This window comes from Desulfotomaculum sp. 1211_IL3151, assembly GCF_036763075.1.
GTDB lineage: Bacteria > Bacillota > Desulfotomaculia > Desulfotomaculales > Desulfotomaculaceae > Desulfotomaculum.
This window is the reverse complement of record NZ_JBAIYV010000027.1, coordinates 120,572-139,892: the sequence shown is the minus strand read 5'-3', so window position 1 is coordinate 139,892 and position 19,321 is coordinate 120,572. Positions and strand designations below refer to the sequence as shown.

General features: G+C 43.8%; 16 protein-coding genes. 1 reads left to right on the top strand and 15 read right to left on the bottom strand.

What is annotated here, in order from left to right; genetic code table 11:
* Positions 1-6: 6 nt before the first annotated feature.
* Both V6C11_RS07010 and pdaA read right to left on the bottom strand, forming a co-directional pair.
* Positions 7-903, bottom strand: a complete 897-nt coding sequence (locus tag V6C11_RS07010) for a phosphate acyltransferase (RefSeq protein ID WP_333530417.1) — start codon at positions 901-903, stop codon at positions 7-9.
* 484 nt (positions 904-1,387) lie between these two features.
* Positions 1,388-2,362, bottom strand: coding sequence for a delta-lactam-biosynthetic de-N-acetylase (pdaA, locus tag V6C11_RS07005; RefSeq protein WP_333530416.1), 975 nt, complete (start codon positions 2,360-2,362; stop codon positions 1,388-1,390).
* Positions 2,363-2,561: 199 nt separating this feature from the next.
* Here pdaA and V6C11_RS07000 point away from each other — a divergent pair, with 199 nt between their 5' ends.
* Positions 2,562-3,836, top strand: a complete 1,275-nt coding sequence (locus V6C11_RS07000) for a L,D-transpeptidase (RefSeq protein ID WP_333530415.1) — start codon at positions 2,562-2,564, stop codon at positions 3,834-3,836.
* Between the two features lie 43 nt (positions 3,837-3,879).
* Here the strand turns inward: V6C11_RS07000 and V6C11_RS06995 are convergent, their stop codons facing one another.
* The 13 genes from V6C11_RS06995 to pyrH form a co-directional block, all read right to left on the bottom strand.
* Positions 3,880-8,160: a PolC-type DNA polymerase III gene (locus tag V6C11_RS06995; protein ID WP_333530414.1), complete on the bottom strand. Its 4,281-nt coding sequence runs from the start codon at positions 8,158-8,160 to the stop codon at positions 3,880-3,882.
* A 232-nt stretch (positions 8,161-8,392) separates the two neighbouring features.
* Positions 8,393-9,529 (bottom strand): MGDG synthase family glycosyltransferase, encoded by a 1,137-nt coding sequence (locus V6C11_RS06990; protein WP_333530413.1) that lies wholly within the window; start codon positions 9,527-9,529, stop codon positions 8,393-8,395.
* Between the two features lie 10 nt (positions 9,530-9,539).
* Positions 9,540-11,246 carry a proline--tRNA ligase gene (locus V6C11_RS06985; RefSeq protein WP_333530412.1) on the bottom strand — a complete coding sequence of 569 codons (1,707 nt, stop codon included), beginning with the start codon at positions 11,244-11,246 and terminating at the stop codon, positions 9,540-9,542.
* A gap of 147 nt (positions 11,247-11,393) precedes the next feature.
* Positions 11,394-12,443 (bottom strand): flavodoxin-dependent (E)-4-hydroxy-3-methylbut-2-enyl-diphosphate synthase, encoded by a 1,050-nt coding sequence (gene ispG / locus V6C11_RS06980; protein ID WP_333530411.1) that lies wholly within the window; start codon positions 12,441-12,443, stop codon positions 11,394-11,396.
* Positions 12,444-12,455: 12 nt separating this feature from the next.
* Positions 12,456-13,499, bottom strand: a complete 1,044-nt coding sequence (gene rseP, locus V6C11_RS06975; RefSeq protein WP_333530410.1) for an RIP metalloprotease RseP — start codon at positions 13,497-13,499, stop codon at positions 12,456-12,458.
* Positions 13,500-13,517: 18 nt separating this feature from the next.
* On the bottom strand, positions 13,518-14,669 hold the full coding sequence (locus V6C11_RS06970) for a 1-deoxy-D-xylulose-5-phosphate reductoisomerase (RefSeq protein ID WP_333530409.1): 1,152 nt from the start codon (positions 14,667-14,669) through the stop codon (positions 13,518-13,520).
* Positions 14,670-14,921: 252 nt separating this feature from the next.
* Positions 14,922-16,013: a sporulation integral membrane protein YtvI gene (gene ytvI, locus V6C11_RS06965; protein ID WP_333530408.1), complete on the bottom strand. Its 1,092-nt coding sequence runs from the start codon at positions 16,011-16,013 to the stop codon at positions 14,922-14,924.
* Positions 16,014-16,036: 23 nt separating this feature from the next.
* On the bottom strand, positions 16,037-16,819 hold the full coding sequence (locus V6C11_RS06960) for a phosphatidate cytidylyltransferase (RefSeq protein WP_333530407.1): 783 nt from the start codon (positions 16,817-16,819) through the stop codon (positions 16,037-16,039).
* 16 nt (positions 16,820-16,835) lie between these two features.
* A complete protein-coding gene (locus V6C11_RS06955; RefSeq protein WP_333530406.1) occupies positions 16,836-17,621 on the bottom strand; it encodes an isoprenyl transferase in 786 nt (261 codons plus the stop codon).
* A gap of 54 nt (positions 17,622-17,675) precedes the next feature.
* On the bottom strand, positions 17,676-17,840 hold the full coding sequence (locus tag V6C11_RS06950) for a 4Fe-4S binding protein (protein WP_333530405.1): 165 nt from the start codon (positions 17,838-17,840) through the stop codon (positions 17,676-17,678).
* Complete coding sequence (locus V6C11_RS06945) at positions 17,830-18,039, bottom strand: hypothetical protein (RefSeq protein WP_333530404.1); 210 nt, start codon at positions 18,037-18,039, stop codon at positions 17,830-17,832. The genes V6C11_RS06950 and V6C11_RS06945 overlap by 11 nt, the downstream gene beginning before the upstream one ends.
* Before the next feature lies 1 nt (position 18,040).
* The gene (frr, locus tag V6C11_RS06940) at positions 18,041-18,595 is read right to left on the bottom strand and encodes a ribosome recycling factor (protein ID WP_333530403.1); all 555 of its coding nucleotides are present in this window, start codon (positions 18,593-18,595) and stop codon (positions 18,041-18,043) included.
* 4 nt (positions 18,596-18,599) lie between these two features.
* Positions 18,600-19,316 carry a UMP kinase gene (pyrH, locus tag V6C11_RS06935; protein WP_333530402.1) on the bottom strand — a complete coding sequence of 239 codons (717 nt, stop codon included), beginning with the start codon at positions 19,314-19,316 and terminating at the stop codon, positions 18,600-18,602.
* Positions 19,317-19,321 lie beyond the last annotated feature (5 nt).

Below are 19,321 nucleotides of genomic sequence, written 5' to 3'. Positions count from 1 at the left end.
AAGATGTTACGATACTAAGGATGCTAAAAGGATTGAATTTAATTTACCCTCGGCATTTTCTGCCCTGGAGGTCATGACAACCGGCTTTGCTCCCCCCAGTATTACCCCGGCCATCTTGGCCCCAGCGGCATAGAGAAGTGTCTTTCCTACCATGTTGCCAGCTTCAATGTTGGGCATTACGAACAGGTCCACTTCACCGCTTATTTTACTGGCAATGCCTTTATGCTCGGCTGCTTCTTTGCTTAAGGCCACGTCCATGGCCATTGGTCCCTCGATGCTGCAGCTCGGCAACTCGCCCCTTTGTACTGCCGCAACCAAAGCGGCTGCGTCCACTGTAGAAGGCATCTTTTCACTAACTAATTCGTTGGCCGCCAGCACTGCCACCTTTGGTTCAACAATACCCAATTTATTCAGAGCAGCCAAAGCATTGGCGATAATTTGTTTTTTACTTTCCAGGTTGGGAAAGGTATTCATGCCACCGTCGGTATGAAAAGCCAGTTTGGCACAGGCAGGAATTTCAAAGGCTGCCAGATGACTTAGCAGTTTCCCGGTTTTCAAGCCCCTGTTTTCATCCAGTACTGCTTTTAGAAACACGCTGCTATTCAAAAGCCCCTTCATTAAGACATCTGCCTTGCCTGTCCTAACAAGCTCAGCCGCCTTTAATGCTGCCTCTTTTTCGTCCCTTTCATCAATTACCGTAAAATCAAATTTTACTTCATTTTTTTGCGCCAGCTCTGCTATCCGTTTTTCATCCCCTACTAGGATAAAGTCCGCAATGCCTTTTTTATAGGCCTCTGCCACAGTTACGATAACTTCTTCATCGTGGGCAGCAGCAACTGCGATTACTTTTTGGGGCATCTGAGCTGCCTTTTTCCGCAATGCGTCAAACCCGTTGTAGTCCACAGTTTGTCCTCCCTTATCTCCACACTTCCTGAATAGAAAAGCAAACCTGGAATGATTCGCTTTTCTATGTCATTATACCTTACTTAAAATTACCAAAGAATATAATGATGATGGCAATGGGACAGATATAGTTTACTGAAACTTTTAACCACACCTGGTGAAACTTGTTCTTTACATTTACTGCCTCTATGAAATTATCAATGCCCTATATCCATCCTACAAAGATTGCGGCCAAAAATCCACTAATTACGAGCAGGTAATTGCTGGTAATGGGGGAATTTTTAGATACCGACAATTTAAGATAAAACTCAAAATAGAGCTAAAGCCTTCACTTTGATTCTTTCCAGACATCCCTTTAACTAACTTAACTTATTCCCATAGATGCTTTCCTGCGATGCATTATTGATGCTGGCAAAAAAATGGCGTTCAAACTGATAACAGTTTTAAACGCCATTCTTTTATTAAGATCCTATCGCTGATGCCTTTAGTTTATCTCATTTAAACTACGGAATTGATAGCCTTCGGCCTGACATTCCTTAATTAAACTTTCTAACATATCAGCATTTGCCTTATTTACAGCGTGCAGCAGGATCACTGCCCCGCTGTGCAGGCGCTCCTTGACGATGTTTTTATGAGATTCCGGTGTACCGGCATCCGGCTGCCAGTCTGCAAAAGCAACCGTCCAAAAAACATTTCGGTATCCCATTTCGTGGGTAATTTTCAACGTTCTTTCACTATACTCCCCCATGGGCGGGCGTAAATATTGCATATTGGTCCCGGTTTGTTGGGTGAATGCATCACTCAGAGAGGTTATTTCCTTCTTTAGTCTCGTATCGTCCACCGTCGGTAAGCTGGGGTGATGATCCGTATGATTCCCCACGATATGTCCCTCGGCAACCATCCGTTTGACCAACTCCGGATTTCTCTTCAGATAATCCCCGGTAATAAAGAAAGCTGCCTTAACATCTACCTCTTTTAAGGTATCCAAAATTTTAGGTGTATAGCCATTTTCATACCCTTCATCAAAGGTTAGGTAGAGATTTTTACCATTTATGTCACCATGATAAATACCTCTATACTTGTCCAAGAATGCCTTACCCTGTCCACTCACTTCCGGTAACTTATGCTCCTTATTCGGTTTATAATACCAACCCAATTTTTCATTGGAAAGGGTTGGTAGCACGGCTTTATTTTCCCCTTCGGTTGCCGGTACATTTTTAGGTTCTGTTTCTGCAACGGTTGCAGCTTGCTCCACCTTTGTCGTAGTCTCAACCGGTTTTTCAATTTCTTTTTTCTCAGTTGAAGGTACCGTTTGGGGCGCAGTATCACGGATTACCTCCGCCTCCTGGACAATTTGTTTTTCAACGGGATTTGTAGCTATAACTTTATAGGCCATGCCAGAACCCAAGGCCACAAATGCAGCCAATATAAATACAACGGTTTTGTTCATCTTTGCCATTTGTTTAACCCCCTGTAAAATATGTATTCCCATTATTGCCTTTCTTCTATTATATAGTCATAACCAACCCTTTTTGGAAATATATAACTTATTATAAAGTTTTTACTTTAATGCGTAAGGTCCTAATGCTCGTTAGTCCATGTTTCATAGCCTATTTAGCTGATGCTAACAGCGAATGGCTATTACGGAGGTTCTTAAAATGATTATTCAAATAAGTAGAACCCGAATTGTACAGGTATCTGTTCTCTTTTTTTTGACCATAGCTTTATGGTTAACGATCAGCCTTTGGGAAAGCCACCAGGTTCATGAAAGCCCCGAAGGCAAGGTAGTGGTTACTTTTAATTTTCTCGCTCCGATGAAGCCTGCCGCTACCAAAGACTTAATTATTACCCAGGCAGCTACGGGGAAAAAGGTCCCCTTCGAGCACCAATGGTTAACCGCCAGTAAGTTACAAATAATTATTAGTGAAAAATCATTCCCCCTCGGCAGGGAATACCACTATCGCTTTAAAGCGGCACCAGCCATGATCTGGCCCTTTTATGTATGGTCCGCGGGTAAATTTCAAGGCAAGGTTACAGTAAAGTTTATCGGTATTGAAGGCAATCATACGGTTCCCTCTAAGGGACCCATTATATTACAGTTTAACACTAATCTAGACCCGCGTAAAATATCGAATTTTGTTTCGGGACCTGTGCCCGGAAAATTAATACCTGCTGGCACTGACTATAGCCGCTGGGAATTCTGGCCCAATCAAAAATTAAATAACCTATATCGTTACTCAATGAGCATTGCTGCCGGACTCCCTGATCAACAGGGGGGAAAATTGGAGCAATCAATAAAGGCTGAATTTGTAACAACTCCCGAATTTCTAATCGAGGGAGTATTTCCCGTTCCAGGATCAAATAGTATTTGGTTAACCAGGGAAATACTTTTACAAACAAATCAGCAATTAAAATCAGCCAAGGTTGATATACAAGGCCTACCGGGCAGATGTATCATCGAGGACAAAACCATTCGTTATATTCCCGAAAGGATCATGATGCCTGGTACCACCTATAACGTTAAGGCCAGGCTCATTTCAACCAGCAATGAATCCTTGGATTTTGCTTATTCCTTCTCCACCACAAATTTGGGCCAAAATCGCTGGTTAGAGTTAAAGCTGGAACCAACACCTGTCTTATGGCTAATGGAAGGCCCTAAAACCCTCAAAAGCTTTGCTGTCAGGGTTCGGGCAGACCGCCCCATCCCCCGTGGAACTCTTTATGAGGCCAATCGCCAATCCGATGCTAATAAACAATCCCCCTGGATGAGGCTAAACGCAGATATATTACTTCATCCATTACCTGAAAATATGAGGGATCATCATGAACAATTAGGGTTGCCTAAATCTTACAGTTGTATTTATCTCCAAGCCCAGGATGCGAAGGAGTTATTTAATACGCTACCCAAGGGCTTTATGCTAATATCACATTAAGAATAAAAAAAGGAGTGACGCTTGCGACACTCCTTTTGCTTATTTAGAAAAGAGCCATCTGGTCTGATTCCTGAAGGTTGTTGAGACAGCCATGATTTTGTAGGGTTTCAATGACGGTCTTGGAAATTTTCGCCCGGTTTCTTAGGTCATCGATGGAAGTAAAGGGCGCTTGCTCCCTGGCCGCCACAATATTTTGGGCAGCAGAGACTCCCACACCCTGGAGTCCGCCAAAGGGAGACAGCAAACCCTCCGGGGTAATCAGGAACTTAGCCGCAGCGGATTGATCTAAATTGACGGGCAATATTTTAAAGCCGCGACAGTTTGCTTCCAGGGCAACCTCAAGGATGGTTAACATGTTCTTTTCCTTTTGGGAAGCAGCATTCCCCTTTTCTTCTATTTCTTCTATGGCTTTTTTAATTTTGTCCGTCCCCTGGACCATTAACTCTGCATCAAAGTCATCTGCCCGCACGGTAAAATAGGCTGCGTAAAAGGCTTCCGGTCGGTACACCTTAAACCAGGCTATGCGAAAGGCCATCATGACATAGGCTGTGGCGTGTGCCTTGGGAAACATATACTTAATTTTACGGCAGGACTCAATATACCATTCCGGCACACCCTGGGCCCGCATGGCCTCGGCATCCTCTTCCTTAACCCCTTTCCCCTTCCGCACACCCTCCATGATCTTAAAGGCTTGTTTCGGGGGCAATCCCTGGTAAATCAGGTAGACCATAATGTCATCCCGGGCCGAGATGGCTTCGGAGAGCTTACAGCTGCCTGCCCGAATCAAATCCTGGGCGTTATTTAACCACACATCCGTCCCATGGGAAAAACCCGAAATACGTACTAATTCCGAAAAGGTAGTGGGCATGGTATCCACCAGCATCTGACGCACAAACTTGGTGCCAAACTCCGGGATGGCATAGGTCCCTACCTGGGAACCGATGGCTTCCTGGGTAACGCCCAGGGCCTCCGGGGAGGAAAACAGGCTCATGGTTTTGGCGTCATCCAGGGGAATTTCCCTGGCATTTACACCGGTCAGATCTTCCAGCATACGAATCACGGTGGGATCATCATGTCCCAGAATATCTAATTTTACTAAACTATCATGGATGGAGTGATAATCAAAATGTGTTGTTCGGGTATCCGATTTCACATCATCCGCCGGCCTTTGAACCGGTGTAAACATATGCACATCTAAGCTGTTGGGTACAACCATTAAGCCACCGGGATGCTGACCAGTGGTTCTTTTGACCCCGGCACAACCCAGTACCAAACGTTTCATTTCGGCATTTCGTTTCTTTATATTGCGTTCCTCAAAATAGTTTTTAACAAAGCCAAAGGCCGTTTTTTCGGCAATGGTACCAATGGTACCGGCTCGGTAAACATACTCTTTGCCGAATAGTTCCTCGGTGTATTTATGGGCCCTGGGTTGATATTCCCCGGAGAAGTTTAAGTCAATATCAGGCACCTTATCACCATCAAAACCTAAAAACACTTCAAAGGGAATGTCATGGCCATCCTTGATATAGTGGGTGCCGCATTGGGGACAGCTTTTATCCGCCATATCCGCACCGCAACCGGCGGAACCGTCCATAATAAATTCGCTATGGCAACAGTTGGGACACCGGTAATGGGGCGGTAAGGGATTGACCTCCGTTATATTGGTAAAGGTCGCCACCAGGGAGGAACCAACCGAACCCCTTGATCCCACCAGGTATCCATCATCCAAAGATTTCTTAACTAACTTGTGAGCGATTAAATATAATACCGCAAAACCATTGCCGATAATGGATTTTAATTCCTTATCAACCCTTTGCTGCACCACTTCCGGCAGTGGGTCACCATATAATTCCTTGGCACGCTGTAAGGTCATATCTGTAATCTGTTGTTCCGCACCCTCAATGTAAGGAGGATGCAATGTATCGGGGATGGGTTTAAAGGATCCAATCAAAGCCGCAATCTTTTTAGGATGCTGCACCACCACCTGAAGGGCTGTCTCTTGGCCTAAGTAGGCAAACTCCTCCAGCATTTCTTCGGTGGTCTTAAAATATAAGGGTGCCTGATTATCTGCATCATCAAAGCCCTTGCCAGCCATGAGGATGCGCCGATAAACTTCATCCTCCGGATTAAGGAAGTGGACATCCCCTGTGGCAACCACCGGGATACCTAATTTATTCCCCAGCGAAGTTATTTTTTTGTTGAGTGCTTTTAAATCTTCTTCGCCACCCACTTGACCGTTACGAATCAGAAATTCATTGTTGCCCAAGGGCTGAATTTCTAAGTAATCGTAAAAAGAAGCAATCTCCTGCAGTTCTTCATCGGATGCACCTGAAAGGAGGGCTTGATAGAATTCCCCCGCTTCACAGGCAGATCCAATCAGTAATCCTTCCCGGTGTTTGATTAATTCCCGCCTGGGTATACGGGGTTGACGATGAAAATATTGGAGATGAGCTAACGTAATGAGTTGATAAAGATTCCTTAGGCCAATTTCATCCTTAACGAGAATCGTAACGTGCCTTGATCTTAATTTATCCTGACTGACTCCCTTACCAATTTCACTTAGGGCTTTTAAGTCCCTAACCTCCTGCTCAAGCAGCTTTTTCAAGAATAATTGCCACAGTTTACCAGTGGCAGCGGCATCATCCACAGCCCGATGGTGATTGGAAAGCTCTACCTTAAACTCCTTCACCAGGGTAGCCAGCTTATGGTTTTTCAGGTTTGTGTACAGCACCCGGGCAACTCCCAAGGTGTCAATAACAGGGTTTGTCAGTTCCTGTTGCAGATACTTCCGTAAACCAACCCTTAAAAAGCCAAGGTCAAAGGATGCATTATGGGCGACCAAAACTGCATCACCAACAAATTCTACCAGCCTGGCTAAGGCCGTTTTACTATCCGGGGCAGCCTTGATCATCTCATTGGAGATACCAGTCAGTTTGGTTACCTCAAAGGGGATTTCCTTACTGGCCTTTACCAGGGTGCCATAACGGTCTACCTCTTCACCGTTTAAGTATTTCACCGCACCTATTTCAATAATTTCATCTGTTTGGGGTGAAAAACCAGTGGTTTCAAAGTCTATAATAACGTATTCCGTATCTTCTAAAACAAGGTTGTGATTCATACTGATGACCGTTGCTATGCCATCGTCAATTAAGTAACCTTCCACACCATAGATCAGTTTAATGCCTGCTTTTTTTGCTGCGGCATAGGCCTCCGGATAGGCCTGGACAACACCATGGTCCGTTATGGCCAGGGCTTCATGTCCCCAGGCCGCTGCCTGTTTCACTGCATCGGCAGCATTCATGACACTATCCATGGAGCTCATTTTGGTGTGCAGATGAAGCTCTATTCGTTTTTCCGGGGCGTTGTCCTGACGGGTAGAAACCTTCGCTTTACCCAGGTTGATATCGTAGGCCATGACCGTCAATTCCTGGGAGAATTTATCGTACTGCACCGGTCCCCGAATAATAACCCAGCTGCCATTCTTAAGCCTTTCGCCGGTTTCGGTATCGTCTTCTTCTAAAAATTTTTTAACTTCAATGGAATCAGTTTGATCCGTTATATTAAAGGTTAGTATTTGGCGGCCAGACCTTAGTTGTTTAATTTCAACATCAAAGACCTTGCCTTCCACCACAACATTTCTTTCTTCCTCAGTAATATCTTGCAGGGGTTTGGCAGCCCCTTTAATGGGTTTTCCCACGATAATGTTTTCATTTAGGTTACTCTTGGTACCAGTATTTTTCTTTTCCTTTGGTACAGTGACTCTTTCCTCCGCCATTTTATGCCAGAGCATTTTTTCGATTTCATCTTGGCACTGGTTCCAGTCCAGGTTGTTCTCTTGATTTTGTCCTAGCTGAAAAAGTACATTATATTGAAGACCAAAGGTATCTCTTATACAAGTTTCCAGAAATAAGTCGCAATCCCTACCCCGTAAAAGTTCTAAACTCATTTCATCTGGTAAAGTAATCTCCAGGCAATGTTCTTTGCACTGCCAATTGGTGTTGTGCAACCAGCCGCGTACCACGGGAAATTTTTTTACCAATTCTTCTCTAAGATATTCAATATCAAATTCCTGGGCAGTTGCTTTAGTTAAGGGGCAATGATAATCAACCTCTAATAAAACTGGCCCTGGTGTAAGGGAAGCCAGGGCCGATTTTAGAGTCATTTTGTCATTGTTTGATAACTTTTGGTGTAGCTTTAATTTTAACTTCCACTGCTTTTTAGAAACATTAACAGCTACACTGACAACTTGAGTATGTTTGATTACTTCTAAGATACTATCATCTACCCTACGGATATCCAGTACATCCATCAGTGAAACTGCCACTGAAACCCCTCCATACGACTTTTTGTGTGATTCTGTAGACCCTGATTATTGGAAAAAATGGCCATGCTCCGTGAGCCTTGGGCGTTAAGCCATCAGCCATCAGCTTTAATTGCTTGGAAAGGGCCATGCTTTTAGGTTTTTGGCTAATGGCAAATAGCTAAGGGCTAATAACAGACCCTAATGAAATACCACCTAACCCCAAAGCTGATAGCTGACGACTGAAGGCTAATGGCTATTTCTTTACCAACTCTTCCAATACATCAACCGCAGCCTCCGCAGACCGAGAACGGCCAACTGCTCTGGCTGCCTCTACCATGGATCTTTGCAGCGAATGGTTGCTTAAAAATTCATTTACCTGATAAATCAGATCCCTGTGTCCCCTAACCAAACGGGCTGCCCCTACCTGTTCCAGAAATTCTGCATTGCGTTCTTCCTGACCTGGTATGGGATCGGTAATAAACATGGGGAGACCACTGGCCATTGCTTCCGCTGAGGTTAGTCCCCCTGCTTTGCCGATCATTAAATCACAGGCCACCATTAACTCTTCGATGTTGTTAATATAGCCATGCACCTCTAGCCTCTTGGTTAAGGTAGGCTGTATTTTTAGTAATTTATTGCGTAAGGATTCATTGCGGCCACAAACCACAATCATTTGACAAGGTAATCCCGAACTAGCCAATTCCTTAACAATTTCAGCCAGAGGACCCATGCCTAAACCCCCACCCATGATTAAAACAGCCGGCAAGTCCGGCTCCAAATTCCATTGTTGGCGTAACAAACTCTTATTTCTAGCCACAGCGAATTTGGGATCAATGGGAATTCCCGTGGCCTTCACTTTATTGTTTTTTATTCCTTGTGCCGCAAAGTCATTGACCAACGGTTCGGCTGCCACTAAATAGCAGTCCACCGCATCGAATAGCCAGAAAGAATGAACCGTAAAATCAGTAATGGCGGCAACAATCGGTACATTACATTTTCCTTGTCCTTTTAAATGAGTTAAGATTCCTAATGGAAAGGGATGGGTACAGAGAATCGTCTGTGGCTGCATCTTCTCGATAAAGTCTACTAGCTTTGGAGCAGCCAGACGATTCATAATCCGATTAAACTCATTTTTTGCAAATCCAGAAAAGGGTTTTTCCTTCTCTGCCTGTTTGTATAAATAGCCATAAATTACCGGAGACATCTTTATAATTTCCATATAGGTCCCCAGTACTACTTTTTCCAGCAATGGGCTGGCATATCGAAAGGTATCAAGAATAACCACTTCGGCCTGGGGATTTCTACTCAAGATTTCTTCTTTAATAGCAGCAGCTGCCCTCATATGACCTTCGCCGGCAGAAACAGACAATAGGAGAACTTTCTTTAACATACTTGTACACCTATAGAGTTGGTAACAGCTCTAAAATCTTCGTTACCACATCCTTAACAGAGGTCATTTCTGTTACACCTGAGCGGCGTTGACGCATTTCCACTATTCCATCTGAGGCTTGTTTACCAACGACAATTCTTACGGGATAACCGATGAGATCAGCATCTTTAAATTTCACGCCGGGACGCTCGGCACGATCATCCAGTACGGTTTCCACCCCGGCTTGATTTAAAGTATGATACAGTTCTTCCGCCACTTTCATTTGACTTTCATCTTTGGTTGCTACTGGAACAACAATGGCCTGGAAAGGCGCAATATTGGCCGGCCAAATAATACCGTTCTGATCATAATTTTGTTCGATGGCGGCAGCCATGGTTCTGCTCACCCCAATGCCATAGCAGCCCATAACAATGGGACGTTCCTTACCATTTTCATCCAAGAAGGTTGCCCCCAGGATTTCACTGTACTTCGTACCCAATTTAAAAATTTGACCCACTTCAATACCACGGGCTTCCAGTAGGTGAGCACCGCATTTGGGACAGGGTTCCCCAACCTTAACCAGACGAATATCTTCAACAATTTCCGGCGTAAAATCCCTTTGGGGATTTACATTGATAAAGTGTACATCTTGTTTGTTTGCCCCTGCAATGGCATTGGTCATGGCCATGACATCCAAATCAGCCACAATGCGAATGTTCTTAAGCTGCACAGGACCCACATAACCCACAGGCGCACCTGTCACTTGCTCAACCGTTTTTTCGTCGGCCAGTTCCAGCGTAAGGGCACCCAGAATATTTAATAGCTTCACTTCATTAACATCCCGATCGCCCCGCACCAGAGCCGCCACCACTTCTTGATTCGTTTTATAAAACATGGTTTTGATGACTTGCGTTGGTTCAATACCCAGAAAGGCTGCAACTTCTTCAGCGGACCTTTGACCAGGTGTGCTCATTTCCTGCAAGGGCAGCTTCGGAATAGAGGGGTCTGGTCCAGTAGTTGGCTGTGTGGTGGCCTTTTCTACATTGGCCGCATAATCACAGGCCGAACAATACAAAATAGCTGCTTCCCCTGACTCTGCTAACACCATAAACTCATGGGTGCTGCTGCCGCCAATGGCACCGGAATCGGCCTCCACCGGGCGAAACTGTACGCCACAACGGGAAAAAATATTGATGTAAGCCTCGTGCATTTTCTGATAGCTAACCTCAAGTCCGGCTTCATCCCGATCAAAGGAATAAAGGTCCTTCATGATAAACTCTCTGCCTCGCATCAAACCAAACCTGGGTCTGCGCTCATCTCTAAATTTGCTTTGAATTTGATAAAGCAATAAAGGCATTTGTTTATAGGAACGAACGTCCCCCCGGACCAGCGTGGTGATTACCTCTTCATGGGTGGGTCCCAGGCAAAAGTCACGCTGATGTCGATCTTTCAAGCGGAATAATTCCGGTCCATACACATGCCAGCGACCAGAATCCAGCCATAGCTCGGCTGGTTGGATGATGGGCATTAATAATTCCTGGCCACCTTGTTTATCCATTTCTTCCCTAACTATCTGCATAATTTTCTTCAGCACCCTTTGGGCTAAGGGTAAATATGTATAAACACCGGAGGCTGTTTTTCTAATAAACCCAGCCCTCAGTAAGAGCTGATGGCTCACTACCTCAGCCTCTGCAGGAACTTCTCTTAAAGTTGGTACTAACATTTGACTAACTCGCATGTTTTGATCCTCCTGATACATCTAAATTAGAAAAATGGCCCTGGGTCGTGGACATTTAAGCAATCCGTATATCATTCTTTGCTGGTGCTGTACGATCATCCTTAAATTCTTATACTCTCTGATCGTATAAAATCGTGCCGCAGGTTTTTAGATTTTTTCTATTTCTTTGAGAAGTTCTTCTAATAGCTTGTCTTCGGGAACCTGTCGGATAATTTCTCCCTTACGAAAAATCAAGCCCACTCCTTTGCCACCGGCTATGCCCACATCTGCTTCCCTGGCCTCACCGGGGCCATTGACTGCACAACCCATGACAGCAACCTTGATGGGCTTGTCCACCGCAGCCAGTCTGGCTTCCACTTGTTCAGCTAAGTGAATTAAATTTATTTCTGTTCTGCCGCAGGTGGGGCAGGAAATCAATGCAACGCCCCTTTGGCGCAGTTCGAGAGCCTTCAAAATTTCCCACGCTACACTTACTTCATGTTTCGGATGACCCGTCAGGGACACCCTTATGGTATCACCGATTCCTTCTGCCAACAGGGCACCAATACCAACGGCTGATTTGATGGTACCGCTTTTGACCGTGCCGGACTCTGTTACACCGATGTGCATTGGATAATCCACTACAGCAGAAAGCTTACGATAGGCTGCCAACATCAGGGGAATATTGGAGGCCTTTAAGGATATTTTGATCTCTTGATAGTTCAATTCCTCCAACAGCCGAATGTGGTTTAAAGCACTTTCCACCATGGCCTCGGCGGTTACCCCACCATATTTTTTTAGCAGTTCCTTTTCTAAGGAACCAGCGTTAACACCAATACGAATGGGGACCTGCCTCTCCCTAGCGGCAGCCACAACTTGTTTTACCTTTTCTTTGCCGCCAATATTGCCAGGGTTAATTCTCAAACCAGCCATGCCGGCCTCTAATGCTGCCAAGGCCAGGCGGTAATCAAAATGAATATCCGCGATCAAGGGCGGCTCGCTGCCAGCTATAATCTTTGGCAAAGCCTCTGCCGCTGCTTTGTCTGGCACAGCTAGCCGAACCACTTCACAGCCCGCTTGAGCCAGTTCTTCGATCTGGCCAATGGTGGCTGCCGCATCTCTGGTATCTGTATTGGTCATGGACTGTACCACCACAGGGGCTCCCCCACCGATTTGTACATTGCCGACCATGACAGGGCGTGTTTTTTTAAACTGCATCATAAACCTCCGCTAACGATTGCCAAACATCAGGGAAACAATATCGTTATAGGTAATTACCACCATCAGCAGTAATAAAAGACCAAAGCCTATCAGATGGATAAAACTCTCTTTGTTAGGTTCCACTGGTCTGCCAGTGACTTTTTCCCAAAGCAGGAATAATACCCGGCTGCCATCTAAAGCTGGTATCGGCAGCAGATTAAAAAGACCCAGGTTAATACTTAAGAAGGCTGCTAATTGCATGAGTTGGTAAATACCAAAGGCCGCGGCCTTGCTAATCTCGTTGACAACTCGTACTGGTCCGCCCAGATCCACAGGGGCCTGTTGGGTAAACATCTGGCCAATAAAGGAAAGTATTAAGCCGGATATTTGCACAGTAAAAGTTGTGCCCGCTGCCAGGGCAGCCAGGGGGTTGAGTTTTTTCATTTGTGGTTCCGTTGGTTTAATACCAATCTTGTATTGTCCCGATTCATCCTTGATGGTTGTGACGTTCAGTTTTACCTGCCCCGTACCTCGCTGAATTGTTAAATCAAGAGGTTCTCCGGGGTATTTATTGGTTTCCGCAACCAGTTCGTTCCAATCTTCTACAGATGTATTATTTACGGCAACAATGCGGTCACCTACTCTAAGACCTGCTTTTTCAGCAGGAAAACCTTTAATAACTTCTCCCACTTCGGTTGTGGCATAGGGCATACCCTGAAACATAAAGATAAAAGCAAATAAAACGATGGCCAAAACAAAATTCATGAGGGGTCCCGCAACAATAACAGAAGCCCTTTGCAGCGCTGTTTTATAGTTAAAGGTACGATTAATGGGTATCCCATTATCTTCTTCTTCGTTGGGATCCATGCCAGCCATGCGAACAAAACCGCCCAAGGGCAAAAGCCTAAGATTATAAATGGTTTCGCCTCGTTTATAGCCAAATACCTTGGGTCCAAAACCCAGGCTGAATTCATGGACCATAATCCCTACTTTTTTAGCAACAAGGAAATGGCCTAATTCGTGGATAAAAATTAACAAACCAAAAACTACAACCGAAGCGATAAATGTTTGCATATTTCACCTCAAAAAAATCTAAATAAATTTTCTTGCCTCTTGACGGGCCCACCGATCAATCTCTAAAATCTCTTCTAATTCAGGCGAGCCTAGGAATTGATGGTTGTTTAAGGTATTTTCAACAATAGCAGGTATTTGCATAAACTTAATCTGTCCGGCCAAGAATGCCTGCACAGCAACTTCGTTGGCAGCATTTAACACCACTGGGGCAGTCCCCCCCTGTTTTCCAGCAGCGTAAGCCAGAGCCAAAGCAGGGAATTTAGAGGTGTCTGGTGCTTCAAAGGTTAAGCCATTAAGCTCGGTTAAGTTTAGTTTAGGAAAACGATTAAACCAACGATCTGGATAACTGAGGGCATATTGGATAGGAATTCTCATATCGGGCATACCCAAATGAGCAATAATGGAGCCATCGCCAAATTCCACCATGGAATGAATGATGCTCTGGGGATGAACAACTACATTAATGTCGTCATAGTCAACGTTAAAAAGCCACTTAGCCTCGATGACTTCCAATCCTTTATTCATTAAAGTAGCGGAATCAATGGTAATCTTTTGTCCCATGGACCAATTAGGATGTCGCAAAGCCATCTCAGGTGTGACCTGTTCAAGTTCCTGCCTGTTTAAAAGTCGAAATGGTCCCCCGGAAGCGGTTAACTGAATTTTTCTGAGGGCTGCTTTCTTCTCCCCATTTAAACATTGCCAAATTGCTGAGTGTTCACTGTCCACTGGTAATATCTGAACTTCATTTACCGCTGCCAATTTGCTAACATATTGCCCAGCCGCAACCAATGTCTCTTTATTGGCCAAAGCTATTTGCTTTTTTGCCTTGATGGCAGAGCAGGTAGGTATTAGCCCCATGGCGCCACTGAGGGCAGTAACAACTACGGCTGCCTCTGGGCATGTAGCAGCCGCTATCAACCCATCTAAGCCATAGAATATTTCCGGGGTTACTTTATCTTTGTTCAGTTTCTCTTTTAGCCACATAGCGTCCTCTTCTAACTGCAGTGAAACCAAAAGAGGTTTGTGTTTTAAACATTGTTCTAAGAGTTTTTCACGGTTTCTACCAGCAGCTAAAGCTACAACCTGTAAAACATCCGGGAATTGATCCACAACCTCTAGTGTCTGTCTGCCAATAGAGCCTGTACTCCCTAGAATAGATATATATTTCATTCATAACCTCCCATGACCTAACAGCCACAAACTACGGATAAAAAAATGTCAAGCTCGTCTTCACTGTTATTTGTAAGGCACGGTCTTAACCGTTCCCTACAAAGCAACGCTAGCAAACAACGGAACGGTCAAGACCGTTCCCTACACCTAAACACACCGTTCTAAAAAGTATTATCTCCTATCCCGAAAAAATCTTTGTCATCCTGAGCAATAGCGAAGAATCTTTTTTATCATTAATGGCTACAGTTAATTTTATTTCACTTTTGGGGTTTGAATTCCTGCTTTTACCACTGCTTGAATCGCAATTAACAGAATCGGTCCAACGATCATCCCCACAAACCCCAACAGCTTAAAGCCAACAAACAAAGCTATCAGAGTGGCTAAGGGATGTAAACCAAGGTTATTGGCAACCACCTTGGCCTCTAATAATTGTCTTGCCACCAGGATGAGACCATACAATATTAATAGTTTTATACCAAAGACCATCTTACCCGAAACCATTGACCAGATTACCCAAGGAAGGATAACCGTGCCAGGTCCTAGTACAGGAATTATATCAAAAAAACCAATTACAAGACCCATTGTCAAAGCATATTCTGCTCCAATGATATATAAGCCCACTATGCTAATAAAGGTACTGATGCTAACTAATATCCCCTGGGCCTTTATATAGGAGATAAAAGCATTAAAAACTTCACTGACTATATATAAACTTCTTTGGCCATAGGGTGCAGGAATTAATTTGACCCATTGCACGGCCAAGGTTCTTTTGTCTTTACTAATAAAATAAGTTGCCAATAAACTAACAATAATAAAGGTAATAAAAACTGGGACAGCAGAAAATGTGCTATATAAGGAGTCAAGGGTGACTCCTAAAAGATTCTGCAAGTTCTCAGCAATTGTCCCAAAGGATGATTGTATATATTGGGTAATCGTAGGAGGTAACTCCCCATATAACTGCTGCAATCTAGGTAAAGAATTTTCTACCCAATATTGAATCTCCTGGATAAAAAACGGAATATTTTTTGATAAGTTTATTAGTTCCGTGATTAATCTTATGATCAATAGCGAAAGGATTGTACCAAAAAGTGCAAACAGCATAAGCATCGAAAATGCAACTGCTGGCCCTCTGGACAGACGCACTCTATGCTGCAAAATTTCTATCATCGGTTCCAGTAAAAAACTAATAAATATGGCTAAAATAAAGGGGATAATCAAAGGAACAATAAACGAGAGTCCTTTGATAAAATACACCGATAAGTTGTCAATAACAAAGAAAGCTACTAAAAGAAGTAGACCGGCCAAAACGATATTCAGGGCGGTCTTTAGCCAATCAGGAAACATGTGTCACCTCAATAATAATATAATCAAATTATAAACAATTTAACTCCGTAGTATACCAAAGGGGCTGTTAACAATAGGCTATCAAAACGGTCCAAAAAACCTCCATGACCCGGAATGATCTGCCCCGAATCCTTAACTCCTGCCTGCCTTTTTAGTGCAGACTCCACTAGATCACCCAATAAAGCAGTTATACCAATGAATATCCCAAGGGTAATCATTGAAATAACCGATACGGACGGAATATAATTGACAAATATGCAGGCAATGATTACGGAACCAATTATACCCCCCAAGGCCCCTTCCACCGTCTTTTTGGGACTCAAAAGGGGTGCTAATTTATGTCTGCCCAGGGCCCTGCCCACGAAATAAGCAAAGGTATCACTGGCCCAGGTGGTCATTAATAACAAAAGAACCCAGAGAAAACCATTTTCTAATTCCCGGGTCAAATAAAAGAAAATAAAATTTCCTAAATACAAAACTGCAGTTAAGTTACCAAAAACATCCAAGGGGCTTGTTCGAGGATATAATAAGGCCATCATTAGTAAATTGAATATTACCAAAAAGACATAGGTCAGGCCAATATATTCATCTTTATATAAGTATGCACTGGTAAAGATAATTAAACCAGCAATTTGGATCATCCATTTTTCTGAATTAAGTTTTAATCCTTTTAAAATAACCGACATTTCCAAACTGGCAAAGACATAAACACCGAGGGAAAATAGCCACAATGCCCAATGACCATACCAGGCAGCTAAGATAATAATCGGTATTCCTATGACTGCGCTCATCACTCGCAGGTGCAACAATTCGTCCACCAACCTACTTTTTGATTAGTCCACCGAATCTTCGTTCCCTTTGTTGAAAACCAACGATTGCCTCTAATAAATGCTGGCGCTGAAAATCAGGCCACATCACGTCTGATAACCAAAACTCGGTATAAGCCAGTTGCCAAAGAAGAAAATTACTAATTCTGCAGTCACCAGAGGGACGTATTAACAATTCTGGATCAGGCATGCCGGCAGTATAAAGACTTTGGCCTATTAATACGTCGTTTATTTCTTCACATTTAATTTCGCCCTTGTTTACCCTATTGACGATTTCTATAACTGCATCGGTAATTTCTCTACGTCCACCATAGTTTAGGGCGAGGTTTAAAGTCAATCCAGTATTATTGCCGGTTTTATGAAAGGCTCTAGCTAAGGCTTGCTGGGCCTGCGAAGGCAGTTCGTCCAGGCGACCAATGGCGTTGATCCTTACATTATTGTTATGTAGTTCTTCAATTTCTTTTTCCAGGTATTCTACCAGTAAATCCATAAGAAAGGAGACCTCATCCTGGGGTCGTTTCCAATTCTCTGTGGAAAAGGCATAGCAGGTTAAGTACTGAACGCCTAATTCTGAACAAAGCTTAACAACATTACGTAAAGTTTCAGCACCTGCTCGATGCCCTAAGGATCTAGGCATACCTCTTCGCCTGGCCCAACGACCGTTACCATCCATTATTATGGCAATATGTTTAGGAATACGATTTCTGTCTACGGATTGAAGGAGCATATTTTCATCGGCCATTTCTTTTCTGTTAAACAAGTTGGTAATCCTTCGTAACATACTTACAGCCTCCAATAAACAACCCCCTCCGGCTATGAAGGGGGTTTATGAAAATTACTCTTCAATAATGGCTCCGGTAGGGCAAATGTCCAAGCATGTACCACAATCCTCACAGGCCATGGTAATTCTAAAAATTTCCCCTTCCTCAATGGCATTGTGTGGACAGGAATCCAAGCAGGTTCCACAAGCCATACACTCATCGGTGATTTTATAGGCCATCGTGTATACCTCCCTTCTCCTCACATACCACTGTTAACACCACGTGTTTGGTGTCTTTAACTTCTGTTTTAACCACACGTTTATACCCATCAGGAAAATTTCTAGTCGGTTTGGTGATAACAACCGTTGCCATATACCCAGCTTCTCTAAGAAGGGGTAGTGCTTTGCTTAACTTATAACCCAATATATCCGGCAGCATACTAAACTTGCATAATCTCCTGCTCTTTGGCTTTTACTGTTTCGTCTATTTCTTTAACATATTTGTCTGTTAGTTTTTGTAAATCATCCTGCCCTCTTTTTACTTCATCTTCAGGAGCACCATTTTTTTGTTTTGCCTTGAGGGATTCATTGGCATCCCGACGAATATTACGAACAGCTACGCGCCCCTCTTCCGCTTTTTTCTTGATAATCTTAACCAACTCTTTACGACGTTCCTGGGTTAGCTGAGGTACCGCCAAGCGAATTACTGTTCCATCGCTGGAAGGTGTGATGCCAATATCTGATTTCATAAGGGCTTTTTCAATTTCAGGAATAGCGCTTTTATCCCAAGGCTGAATAACAAGCATGCGTGCTTCTGGAACTGAAATATTTGCAAGCTGGTTTATCGGGGTAGGAGTTCCATAATATGACACAGAAATCTTATCCAACAGAGAAGGGGTTGCCCGACCTGCACGCAATGAACCGAATTCCTTACGTACAACATCTACACTCTTCTTCATATTACCTTCCGCAGAAGAGATAATTTCCTTAACCATTTATTTACCCCCCAACAAAAGTACCTATCCGTTCTCCTAGAACTGCCTTCTTAATGTTTTCCTTGGCATTTAAGTCAAAAACTAACAGCGGGATTTTATTATCCATGCAAAGTGATACAGCTGTTGAATCCATTACCTGTAAGCCACGGTTGAGAACCTCAATATAGGTTAGCTCGTCAAACTTCTTAGCATCAGGATGTTTTAAAGGATCCGCCTCATAAACCCCATCCACTTGTTTAGCCATCAAAATAATTTCTGCTTCAATTTCTGCGGCACGTAAGGCAGCGGTGGTATCCGTTGAAAAATAGGGGTTACCCGTTCCCGCAGCAAAGATGACCACTCTACCCTTTTCCATATGCCGGATGGCCCGACGGCGAATGTAAGTTTCCGCCACTGTTCTCATTTCAAAGGAGGTTTGCACACGAGTGTCAACCCCTATCTTTTCCAAAGCATCTTGCAAGGCCAGTGAATTGATGACTGTGGCTAACATACCCATATAATCAGCCGTTGCCCGATCCATACCCTTCGTGCTGCCAGAAATTCCTCGCCAAATATTGCCGCCGCCAACTACAATAGCCAGTTGCACTCTATATTCACTTACATCCTTTATCTGGCTGGCTATTGAGTGAACAACCTCGGGGTCAATGCCGTATCCTTTTTGTCCGGCTAACGCTTCACCACTTAGCTTAAGGATGACCCGCCTAAACTTGGGAGTTACCATTAAGG